Source organism: bacterium, assembly GCA_023230585.1.
Taxonomy (GTDB): domain Bacteria; phylum Ratteibacteria; class UBA8468; order B48-G9; family JAFGKM01; genus JALNXB01.
Window position 1 is genome coordinate 1 of record JALNXB010000057.1, and the last position, 10,577, is coordinate 10,577.

Annotated in this window: 13 protein-coding genes; 1 reads left to right on the forward strand and 12 read right to left on the reverse strand. The window is 32.5% G+C overall.

Annotated features, from left to right (window positions below; genetic code table 11):
• A partial coding sequence (locus M0P98_07950; protein ID MCK9266783.1) for an RNA polymerase sigma factor occupies positions 1-378 on the reverse strand: 378 nt, incomplete at its 3' end.
• 126 nt (positions 379-504) lie between these two features.
• Here M0P98_07950 and rpsT point away from each other — a divergent pair.
• A complete protein-coding gene (gene rpsT, locus M0P98_07955) occupies positions 505-789 on the forward strand; it encodes a 30S ribosomal protein S20 (GenBank protein MCK9266784.1) in 285 nt (94 codons plus the stop codon).
• On the opposite strand, the gene M0P98_07960 is transcribed toward rpsT, so the two are convergent.
• The 11 genes from M0P98_07960 to gspG form a co-directional block, all read right to left on the reverse strand.
• The gene (locus M0P98_07960) at positions 782-1,414 is read right to left on the reverse strand and encodes a hypothetical protein (protein ID MCK9266785.1); all 633 of its coding nucleotides are present in this window, start codon (positions 1,412-1,414) and stop codon (positions 782-784) included. The genes rpsT and M0P98_07960 overlap by 8 nt on opposite strands.
• Positions 1,401-1,901 (reverse strand): hypothetical protein, encoded by a 501-nt coding sequence (locus M0P98_07965; GenBank protein ID MCK9266786.1) that lies wholly within the window; start codon positions 1,899-1,901, stop codon positions 1,401-1,403. Before M0P98_07965 ends, M0P98_07960 begins: the two co-directional genes overlap by 14 nt.
• The gene (gene bamD / locus M0P98_07970; protein MCK9266787.1) at positions 1,861-2,787 is read right to left on the reverse strand and encodes an outer membrane protein assembly factor BamD; all 927 of its coding nucleotides are present in this window, start codon (positions 2,785-2,787) and stop codon (positions 1,861-1,863) included. The genes M0P98_07965 and bamD overlap by 41 nt, the downstream gene beginning before the upstream one ends.
• Before the next feature lie 106 nt (positions 2,788-2,893).
• Positions 2,894-5,296 (reverse strand): DNA polymerase I, encoded by a 2,403-nt coding sequence (locus tag M0P98_07975; protein MCK9266788.1) that lies wholly within the window; start codon positions 5,294-5,296, stop codon positions 2,894-2,896.
• A gap of 13 nt (positions 5,297-5,309) precedes the next feature.
• Positions 5,310-5,819, reverse strand: a complete 510-nt coding sequence (locus M0P98_07980) for a hypothetical protein (protein MCK9266789.1) — start codon at positions 5,817-5,819, stop codon at positions 5,310-5,312.
• Positions 5,812-7,068 carry a hypothetical protein gene (locus M0P98_07985; GenBank protein ID MCK9266790.1) on the reverse strand — a complete coding sequence of 419 codons (1,257 nt, stop codon included), beginning with the start codon at positions 7,066-7,068 and terminating at the stop codon, positions 5,812-5,814. The genes M0P98_07980 and M0P98_07985 overlap by 8 nt, the downstream gene beginning before the upstream one ends.
• Positions 7,065-8,015 (reverse strand): general secretion pathway protein GspK, encoded by a 951-nt coding sequence (locus M0P98_07990; GenBank protein ID MCK9266791.1) that lies wholly within the window; start codon positions 8,013-8,015, stop codon positions 7,065-7,067. Before M0P98_07990 ends, M0P98_07985 begins: the two co-directional genes overlap by 4 nt.
• Positions 7,990-8,535 carry a prepilin-type N-terminal cleavage/methylation domain-containing protein gene (locus M0P98_07995; protein MCK9266792.1) on the reverse strand — a complete coding sequence of 182 codons (546 nt, stop codon included), beginning with the start codon at positions 8,533-8,535 and terminating at the stop codon, positions 7,990-7,992. The genes M0P98_07990 and M0P98_07995 overlap by 26 nt, the downstream gene beginning before the upstream one ends.
• The gene (locus M0P98_08000) at positions 8,528-8,926 is read right to left on the reverse strand and encodes a prepilin-type N-terminal cleavage/methylation domain-containing protein (GenBank protein ID MCK9266793.1); all 399 of its coding nucleotides are present in this window, start codon (positions 8,924-8,926) and stop codon (positions 8,528-8,530) included. Before M0P98_08000 ends, M0P98_07995 begins: the two co-directional genes overlap by 8 nt.
• The gene (locus M0P98_08005; GenBank protein ID MCK9266794.1) at positions 8,907-9,119 is read right to left on the reverse strand and encodes a hypothetical protein; all 213 of its coding nucleotides are present in this window, start codon (positions 9,117-9,119) and stop codon (positions 8,907-8,909) included. Before M0P98_08005 ends, M0P98_08000 begins: the two co-directional genes overlap by 20 nt.
• Before the next feature lie 279 nt (positions 9,120-9,398).
• Positions 9,399-9,830, reverse strand: a complete 432-nt coding sequence (gspG, locus tag M0P98_08010; protein ID MCK9266795.1) for a type II secretion system major pseudopilin GspG — start codon at positions 9,828-9,830, stop codon at positions 9,399-9,401.
• Positions 9,831-10,577 lie beyond the last annotated feature (747 nt).

Below are 10,577 nucleotides of genomic sequence, written 5' to 3' on the forward strand. Positions count from 1 at the left end.
AACAAAAACTGCTTTCTGTCTTGGTGGCAATTCATCTATCTCTTTCTTTATCTGTTTCCAAACATCCTCTTTTATAATCTTCGATTCACCAAAATCTCTTCTGATATCCTCAACATCTTTTTCTAACTCAACGCTTCTCTCTTTCTGTTTTTTTCTTAAAAAATCATACGATTGGTTAAGAGTAATCCTAAATAGCCAGGTTGAAATTTTTGCATCTCCTCGAAATTTTTCCCAATTATTAAAAGCTTTTATAAAACTTTCCTGAACTATATCCAAAGCATCGTGGTGATTGCTGACCATCTTAAAAGCAACACCATACATTTTGGGAGCATACATTCTGTAACAGGTATCAAAGTCGGTCTTTTTTTTACTCTCCATATTCTTATAATTTGACTAAAAATCTTGATAAAAGGTTTAGTTTATGGTAATATCTTATAACTTTAAGTGTTTATCAGTCAATAGAAAATTTTATTTTTAAAAAATATGTACTGTATAGGAGGTATAATGTCCGGTAAAAAAGCAAGTGTATTAAAACGACAAAGACAAGATGAGAAGAGAAGCGCAAGGAACAAATTTGAAAAAACAAGAATAAAAACAGCAATAAAAAAAGCTAAAACAGCTGTTTTAGATCAGACCGAACAATCTGATGAAAACGTAAAAAAAGCCCTCAGAATGCTTGATAAAGCTAAAGGTAAAAATGTAATACATAAAAATACCGCAGCAAGGAAAAAAAGTAGGTTGGCAAAATTTCAAAACAAATTCAAAACTGAGAGCGAAAAATCTACTTGAAGATGTAATGAAGAAACATTTCTAATTCTGCTCCAGTATGACGAACCCCTCTTTTAAGGTCAAAATCAAGTTGATGCAGAATCTTAAATTTATTTATTGTTTCTATATCTTTTCTTCTCTGGTTAAGTAAAACATTTTTGAGGTATATTTCACCTGCAGTTATTATTGGGGCAAATCCGCTTTCGTTATATTTTAGTTGTTCCATCAATAATGAGATAAGTTTTTTTCTATCCTCTTTTCTCTTTAACTTAAAAACCTGAGGAAATAAGTCAAACTTGTTATCTTCAACAGAATCTTCAACATATTTTTTTAAAGGCGCTTTAATATCAATTCCTACAAACAATATACATATATGTTCCGGAGGATTCTTAAAATATATCTCTAATTTTTCGCAGTCTGATTTTGTTAATTTTTCACAATTTTTTATATTAAGAAGTCTTTTTTTAGAAAAAACAGGAAGATAATCTATCTCTTCTAAAATAGTATCAATCTTTTTTTCCTCCGCAAAAAGAGTTTTAATATCAAAATCAGAGATTTTATATTTTGTTCTTAACTGGGTTACCTTTTTTTCCCATTTTTCTGAATCACCTAAAGTTATACCTACCTCAAAATTATTCGTTTTCATATTTATCTAATAACCAAAAATATATTCTTTTAGCAAATTTTTCAGATATATTCTTCAACATATCTTCTTCTTTATATATAACAGAAAGAGGAAAAGCTAAACTTTCTTTAATCGTATCTTTTGACACCTCTTCTCCTCTTTTATAAATAGTAGCCTCTGCTTCTACACTAAATCTTCCACTTACAACTTCAGAAATATCTCCTTTAGAATAAAAAAGAGGACGTCTTACCAACTTCTTTACATCAATATTTATAGAGATATCTGCTTGTTCTTTAGAATAAACAAGGTTGAAACCTGGATTTTTATTAAAAATATTTTTAATCTCTTCAGTCAATGAGATATCCAACTGAGGCATAAGGGTAGAGTTCTGTATTGGTATTATAAAAACAGAAACGTCCCCACCTTTCACAAATTTATAACTACACCCGCTAATCAGTAAAATTATACTAATTGACAGGACCAACCTTTTCAGAAGAAATCTTACCATAATCAGTATCCGGATATTTTTCAGCCACTATTTTGTAATAGTAATCTGCAGATTTTGTTTTTCCTACTCTTTCATAATAGGAGGCTATATCAAAATATTTTTTTGCCTCAATATTTAATAGGTTGTTTCTTATATCTAAAACCTCTTGTAAATACTTGCTATCACTATAAGAAGCAATAAAAGCATCTGCTCTAACTTTAACTTTCTGTAAACCTTCAACACTTTTCGTTTTTGAAGGTACAGCCCTATATTCAGAGCATACAAGCAAGTAGTGGGCTTCTTCCCTTATTGATAGATTCAGAGTTTTATCTATAAGATTAAGTAAAACGTTTTTTGCTTTAACATACTCTTTCATTTCAATATAAAATTTCCCAAGTTGAATAGATTTTTCATCTGCCTCTTTTATATAAGGATACTCCTCTAATATTCCGGCTATAACTTCGGCTTTATCTTTCTCCTTAAATCTTAAAAGACGAAAAGAGGTTTTACCAACTTTTTTTTCAGCCATATCTAACTGTGCTTTCACAGCATCCAAAACTCTTGCTGAACCTGGATAGTTTTTTGTTAATCTTTCGTAATAATTTAAAGCTTTTTTGGTATCACCACGTTGTGTGTACAACTCACCAAGCATAAAACAAGATTCTGGAGCATATTCTGAATCAGAAAAATGTTTCAAAAGTTTTCTATGCTCATTTATTGCCTTTTCAAGGTTTCCATCAGCTTTCAATTCTTCTGCCCACTCAAATTGTTCTTTGGGAGTACTTTTAACTGCATATTTTGGGTTGATCCACTTTCTACTTTTTGGAGTCCATTCCCAATAAGCAAAAGCATTCACAGAAAAAATTAAAATTGTAAGTAAAATTATATTACTTTTTTTTATCACCATTTATCTCCTTCACTATAAGTGTTTTATACAAGAAGCGGTTATAACCTAACCCAACTATTGTATGCTTTTAACTATGTAAGTGTCAATAAGACACATTGACAAAAATTTATTTTATAGGAACCATATCCTGATAGTTGTACCCTTTCTTAACATCGGTCTTTAATGGAACTTTTAAAACCATAACCTCTTCCATCAATTTTTTTACATTTTCGTACACTTCTTTTTCTTCATCAGCCACTACCTCAAAAAGCAACTCATCGTGAACCTGTAAAACCATTCTACTTTTCAGATTATTGGTATGAAAATAATTATATATATTGTTCATAGCAACTTTAATCAAATCGGCCGCAGAGCCTTGAATTGGCATATTTACAGCCGCTCGCCTCCCAAACTCTCTCTGCCGTTTATCTTGGCTTTGAACTTCGCTTATATATCTTCTACGATTAAGTATAGTAGAAACATACCCGTTTTTTTCTACAAATTGTACAGTCTTGTTTATATAATCTTTAACATTAGGAAACCTGTTAAAATACTCTTTTATAAATGTATCTGCTTCAGGTACTGAAATATTTAACTCCTGAGCAAGCCCAAAAGAACTCATCCCATAAATAATCCCAAAATTTATTGTCTTAGCAACCCTTCTAAAATCTTTGATACCTTCTGGTATAGGTACAGAAAATAGAGATTCACCTGAAAATAGCGCATCAGATACCTCCTGATGTATATCTCTATCTTTATTAAAAGCGTCAATTAGATATTTATCTTCCGAAAAATGGGCAAGAATCCGTAATTCTATCTGACTATAATCAAAAGAGTATAAAACATTGTTACCTTCGGCAGTGAACGCTCTCCTTATTTCGCTTCCTTTTTCAGTCTTAATAGGTAAATTTTGCAGATTAGGATTGCTACAACTCAACCTCCCTGTTGAGGTTGATATTTGGCTAAAATCAGGGTGTATCCTACCTGTCTCCTTTGAAATATGTGGAATCAACCCTTTTATGTATGTTGAGTTCAACTTATATGTTTCTCTATATTGCAAAACCATATTCGCTATAGGATAGTCGTTTGAAAGTTCTTTTAATACAGAGTTATCGGTAGAAAAAGATGTTTTTGTTTTCCTGCCGGGCGGCATACCGAGTTTTTGAAATAGAATGGTAGCCAGTTGCTGTGGAGAATTCAAATTAAATATTTCGCCAGCAAGTAAAAAGATTTTATCTTGAAGTATATCAATCTCTTTCTGTAAATCTATACTATACAATTGCAAAAAATCTACATCTATCTTTATACCATTACTTTGCATCCAAGCAAGTGTTTTTACAAGAGGAGTTTCTACTTCATCAAAAAGTTTTTTCAATTTTAAATCCTCAAGAACCTTTTCATACTTACGTCTACAAGAAAATATATCTTTTTCAAATATTTCTTTACCTGTAAGATGTTTTGCTATTATAAAATCAAAAAATGGCATCTTAAAATCTATCCCTTTTTTCTTTAATTCAATGATTTTCTCTTTAATATTAAATCCACATTTTTCTATCTCTTCTGACTCACAAATTTCTTTAAACCTCTCCACATTACTTACAATTGTTTCATAAGCAACAACCTCTCCAGTGGACAACCCAACCATATCTTCACAAATATAACTCTCTTCATTTATAAAATCTAAACCCTTCAAACTTTTAGAAAGGTTTCTAAACTCTAAAGTTTCAAATAATTCTAATATCCCGCTTGTATCAGGTGTAGCCATTTTAATATCTTTAAGAGATACATCCAAAACAATGTCATCCACCAATTTTCCAAGTTGCATACCCATATAAACAGTATCTTCTCCCTCTTTTAACTTTAACCTTAACCTTTCAGGAGATACGTTGTCTATATTAGCAAATATTTCTTTTACACCTCCAAACTCTTTAATCAGTTTAAGAGCCGTCTTTTCACCTAACCCTACAAGGCCGGGAATGTTGTCTGACTTATCTCCTGCAAGACCTATTATATCTACCACATTGTTTGGTTCAACCCCATACTCGACCTTAAACTTCTCTTTATCCATTATGCTACCGTCGCCAGGATTTACAATAAAAATATCTTGCTCTAATAATTGAAGCATATCTTTATCACCTGTTACTATGTATATCCTGTTACTTTCAGACTTAATTCTTTTAACAAGACTTGCAATGATATCGTCACCTTCGTAACCCTGTTGCTCAAAAATACTTATTCCAAACAAGTTTAAGATTTTTTTAATTATAGGCACCTGAACAGAAAGTTCGTCTGGCATAGGTTTTCTATTTGCCTTATATTCAGAAAAGGTTTTATGTCTTATAGTCGGACCCTTAACATCAAAAGCAAAAACAATATGGTCTGTTTTTATCTCTTTAAGCAATTTGATAAGAGTTACTGTAAAACCATAGATAGCGTTGGTAGGTTGTCCATAAGAAGTTTTTAAGTCTCTTATAGCGTGAAACGACCTGTAAACAAGTGAACTACCGTCTATTATATATATCTTTGTCATATTTAAAATTACGTTATTGTTTATCGACTGCTCTTATAGAAAGAAGTTCCATCTCCACCCCAAGAAGAAACTCTTTTTCTTTATTTCTTTTCATTCTATATTCAGGTACATAAATAGCATTCCGGGAGGTTTCAATACTATATAAAAAATCGTATATCTGTTGCAAAGTTACATTATCCACACTTATTCTAATCTTTTCTATAAGGAAAGACTCTTTTTCTATTATAGGTAAAGGTTTAATAGAAGAAATGTTCTTCTCAAGATTCTGTTTCTCTATAATCTTGCCAAGAAATGAAAAAAGAGAGAAGTCAGAGTCGGCAGTTTTTAATAAAGTATCCTCTTCATTTTTTTTTGTAAGTTCATATTCAGAACAGAGTTTCTCTAAAAGTTCCATATCAGATTGCTTTTGAGAAACAATTTTATTAACTGTTTCAAGCTTTTTTCTACCTGGCATATAGATAAATTTATACTCAAAAACAAACACAAATATTATTATAAGAATAAGCATTTTTTTATCATTCATATTCTTTTATCCCAAGTGTCATATTAAAAGTTACCCGATTTTTATCGTCAAAAGAGATTGCTCCAATAACCACATTGGTAAACTTTTCTGAATCTATAGCATTAGATTTAACTTCTTCTAAAGATTTAAGAGAGTCTACCCTACCAAATAAGTTTAAGGTATTGGCTGCAACAGAAAAATGTTCAATTTCAACATTTAGATTATCAGGGAAAAGAGTTGTAACATCAGCCATTACTTTTAAAATAGGTGGATAGTTTGAAACAACACTTAATTTAGTTGTTTTTTCCATGATTTTTTCTTTTATTTGAACAAGAGGGTCAACTATCCTTGTAACTTCAGGGCATGCCTGATGGAACCTCTCTTTCATTTCATTAATAATTTGTTCTCTATGCGCTTCTCCCTCAGATAATCTAAAATAAGGCGTAAAAGCAATAAAAGATGCTACTAAAAGGGTAAGAAAAAATAGAACAATATGGATAGGTACACGATTTTTAACTGTAATTTTTCTCAAATTTAGCGAGCTCTGTTTAAATATACCACTATTTACAAGAGAAGGAATAATCTGTACCCCCTCAGCATCTGTTGCAAGTTTTATTTCGGTTGCATCTGTTAATATATTTTTAAACCTATTTTTCATTTCTTGTGAACCAAGAAAAAATAGAGGTATCTTCTTTGAAAAAAGAATAGTTTTCAGCATCTCTTGAACTTTATCAGATTCATCTAAAGAGAAATTATACGAGTATGAACCTGTTAATCGACTCTTTTCTGTAATATTTACCAAGGTATAATCCTGGGCAACAAACATACCTATATTATCTTCTGTTGAAGTGTAACGCCTGAGCAAAGAACTTAAAATAGTCATATCAGAAAAGAAGAAAAGTTTAACCTTATTTTTTTCTGCAACTTCTCTCCAATAATCTAAAATTTCATTCTTAACGGCAATCATATTAACAACTGTTTTTCCGTTCGAATTCCTATGAAACTCAAAAGAGAAAGAAAAGTTTGAGGCAGGCTCTGGCAGAACATCTTCAAGTTCGTGAGGTAACACTAACTTTATTTTTCTTTGGCTTTTAAAAGGAAACTCAAGCCTTCTAAACAATATATCTGGTTTTGAAACAATAACATTTAAGACGCCACCCTTCATCTCTTTAATCAGGGATTCTATACTCTTTTTATCCACAACCCCTCTTTTAGAGTTATGGGAATAGATTATATATTCTCTTTGAACATATAAAGTTAAATTTTTCATATAACATTCCACCTCAAGATATGTGTACTCTTATTGTCTATATAAATGTACGCTTTGATTTCTTTAATATACCCTTCCTCATTAGATACTTTCGATGTTATACTGTAATAGTTGCTCTGAAAAGTAATAACACTTCTATTTTTTTCGTACACCTCTCTATTTATACCTGAAAGAATTATTTCATCCAAAGGTCTTCTTTCTCTTTCTGTCACAATTGCGTCAACATTTGCCGATGTAAAACCCATAGCATTCAATATTTCAGGTAAACACCTGTTTACATTTATTTTACCATCTGATAAGATACTTATAAAATTTATTAAACCTTTTACTTCTTCTTCTTCATCAGTACCTTCTTTTCCAAATAAGATATCTTTATTAAAATCTCTTATAAGCAGAATCTCATTTTCCGAATAAAGGTGCCTGTTAGAAGGAGCGTAAGAAAGACCTTCAGTGCGATAATAGAATGATTCAGCACCATCTTGTCTTGGTATGTCATCCTCATCTATCCAATCAAGAAGAGAATCTTTTAAGACAGATGAATATCCCATTGCGACAAAAAAAGTATCAAACACCCTCTGCAGGTTTGTATCTATTTCCCCTTTTTCATCACCAAAAATCTTGTTTGGGTTGATACAAGCATTCTCGTCTTTTATTGTTAAAGATAATGTTAAATCTTCCAACTCAAAAATCTTTTCTTTAGGCCAATTTTTATCAGCTAATATTGATGTTGACTCACGTTGCTGTTGTAATTTTATTATCTCTTGCCCTATCTGAATACCTGATTCAGCTAAATAATCCATATTAACAGATTTTAAAGAACTTGAAAAAAGAGATATATACCCTTTTGAACTACTTTGAAAAAATAGAACCATTGTTGAAATAGCAAGAACTATAACCATAACAAAGATAAGAATAACGCCACTATTTTTTTGAGATTTTCTTTTCATTTTCCGGCAACTTTACAGGAAAAAAGAGTTTATTTCCTGCATAATCAATTTCAATGGCTATAGCCACAAGTTTTTCTTCTTCACTCAAAACATATTCCCACGACTCCCCATTGTGAAACATAAAGTTGATACTTTCGCATTCTTCCAATACAGGTATAGTAAATAAGTAATCAGTTAAAAGATTTTTTTGTTGCCTTACTAAACTATCTCCATCATTTGTAGGTTCAACAACATATTTCACTAAAGAAGGGTAAAGCATATCCTTGTCCATATATTTAAAAGAAACTTCTTTAGTTTCAAATGAAAATTCTGAATCTTTCTCATATAACAGACCTTTACTTTCCTGGTAAAACTTGTTTAATGACCTTAACAATATTTCTGAGGTTCTCATACTCTTTCGCATATCAACAGTCGTTCTGCTTATAGAAAAAAAAGTCATATATGCAAGCGAAAACAGTAGAAAAATAATAAGTGTCGAAAGAAGTATCTCCACAAGCGTAAAACCTTTATATCTATTCAAGAGACTCCCCCGTACTTGTTTTAATAAAAGGCATTATAACCTCAAAATCGTTTTTACCGTTTAATATTTTAAGTTTATAGGGAATATATTCAACCTCATATTCTGTATCTGTTATAACCAAATCAGAGAGAGAAATTTCCCATTCGTAATTTTCAAATGGTTGTGGAAAAATACCTTTATCATCCTCAATCTCTTGAGCCTCAATTCTTAACTCTTCTATCTTCCATCTTGCTAACAAGTTTTTATTTTGGTTCTCATTTAATAAACTTATATGTTTTGCTGATAAAATATAACTGTTTAAACAAACTATACTAACAATCCCAAAAATTGTAACTGAAATCATAATTTCAAGCAGAGTAAAACCCGCTTGCTTAAATAGGGTATTTTTCATTGAAATCAACCACTCCTTGAAGAATTTCAACCGACGAAAAATATGGGTTAAGAAAAAGGGTGTAAAACTCGTTAGTTGTTGGGTCAAGCAGAGTCAGCATTCCAAACTCTTTTATACCTTCGGATGAAATATTTAAAGTTAGTTCGCCCTGGGTTTTACTCTCCTTTGAATTTTTGCCACTAATAAAGACCAAATCAGAAACAATATATTCTTCGGATGTTTCTTCAAGGTCGTCTTCGGAAGGCTCTTTTTCTCTACCAAGGTAACTATTTGTATCAAAATCAACAAAGAAGCAGAAAACTTCCTTGTTTTTAACTGCTTTTCTCTGTGTATTTTCTATTGCTTCTACTATTTCAAGAAGTTTTTCGTTTTCTTTAGGGGGAGTTATAACTTTTAGAGCGGGGAATGCAAGATAAAAAAAAATCCTATGATAATCACAACAACCATAAGTTCAACAAAAGTGTAACCAGTCTTATATCTGAGAACTCGAGATATCTGCATCAAAACCTTCTCCTCCCTCTTTACCATCACTTCCCAAAGAGATAATTTCGTAATCTTCGCCTGCTCTACCAGGGCTTAAATATAAATAATCATTGCCCCACGGGTCTTGTGGCAACATATTTTTTTCAAGGTAACCGCCCTCTCTCCATTTTGTTGGGATTCTACCAACTGCAGGTTTTTCAATTAAAGATTGTAAACCTTGCTCAGTGCTAGGATAAAAACTGTTATCAAGATTAAAAAGCCGTAACGCTTGCTCAAAATTCTTAATTTGCACCTTAGCCGCCGTTACTCTGGCTTCATCAATTCTACCAAAAAATTTTGGCATAACAGCCATTGCAAGTATCCCAAGTATAACAATAACGGCCATAAGTTCTATAAAAGTGAACCCTTTCTTATTTTTCATTAATTTACTCCTTCTTAAAACTACTGTTCTACCAAATTTGGCTATGCACCGTTTTGTGGCGTTGCAAGGAATGCCTTCTAATTACGTGGCAACCCTCGTCTTTATCCCTACTATTGTTTACCCCCATTCCTTTTCCGCCTACGGCGAGATTGCCACGCAAAAAAACGCCCTCCTACGCCAAGGCTTTGGCGGATAAAGCTCGCAAGACAAACTACAAAAGACGGAATGGGGGGCTGTTAACAAAAGGTTCAGCCCTTTTGTTCCCCTACTCTGAGCCTGTTAAGCCCTTCGGAGACGCTCTTTGCGCAGAAGGGTGAGTTCTCAGAGTGCCCGATTGTGGCGTAGAAGGTGTATGCACCGTAGTACCAGAGTGAGTAGACACCTCATACGCTTTTCTTTTATGTCTTTATCCTTGCCTTGTCGCCGTTTTGTGGCGTTGCGAGGAGCGTTTTATTCCATAGTTTTCAGAGGAATTGCGACGTGGCAATCCTCGTCTTTATCCTTATTATTTTTTTGTCTTTTCTTCCAGTAAAAAAGTATGTGTCTATGAACGAATTACGAGGTGCTACTACAACTCAAGCAAGAATCGGGCTGTTAACAAAAGGTTCAAGCCTTTTGTTCCCCTACTCTGAGCCTGTTAAGCCCTTCGGAGACGCTCTTTGCGCAGAAGGGTGAGTTCTCAGAGTGCCCGATTGTGGCGTAGAAGGTGTATGCACCGTAGTACCAGAGTGAATAGGCACCACATAC

Excerpts from the sequence above, each read along its gene's own strand:
- bamD (MCK9266787.1), bottom strand. The coding sequence starts at position 2,787 with ATGGTGATAAAAAAAAGTAATATAATTTTACTTACAATTTTAATTTTT.
- M0P98_07990 (MCK9266791.1), bottom strand. The coding sequence starts at position 8,015 with ATGAAAAGAAAATCTCAAAAAAATAGTGGCGTTATTCTTATCTTTGTT.
- M0P98_07985 (MCK9266790.1), bottom strand. The coding sequence starts at position 7,068 with ATGAAAAATTTAACTTTATATGTTCAAAGAGAATATATAATCTATTCC.
- gspG (MCK9266795.1), bottom strand. The coding sequence starts at position 9,830 with ATGAAAAATAAGAAAGGGTTCACTTTTATAGAACTTATGGCCGTTATT.
- M0P98_07960 (MCK9266785.1), bottom strand. The coding sequence starts at position 1,414 with ATGAAAACGAATAATTTTGAGGTAGGTATAACTTTAGGTGATTCAGAA.
- M0P98_07965 (MCK9266786.1), bottom strand. The coding sequence starts at position 1,901 with ATGGTAAGATTTCTTCTGAAAAGGTTGGTCCTGTCAATTAGTATAATT.
- M0P98_07975 (MCK9266788.1), bottom strand. The coding sequence starts at position 5,296 with ATGACAAAGATATATATAATAGACGGTAGTTCACTTGTTTACAGGTCG.
- M0P98_07980 (MCK9266789.1), bottom strand. The coding sequence starts at position 5,819 with ATGAATGATAAAAAAATGCTTATTCTTATAATAATATTTGTGTTTGTT.
- M0P98_08000 (MCK9266793.1), bottom strand. The coding sequence starts at position 8,926 with ATGAAAAATACCCTATTTAAGCAAGCGGGTTTTACTCTGCTTGAAATT.
- rpsT (MCK9266784.1), top strand. The coding sequence starts at position 505 with ATGTCCGGTAAAAAAGCAAGTGTATTAAAACGACAAAGACAAGATGAG.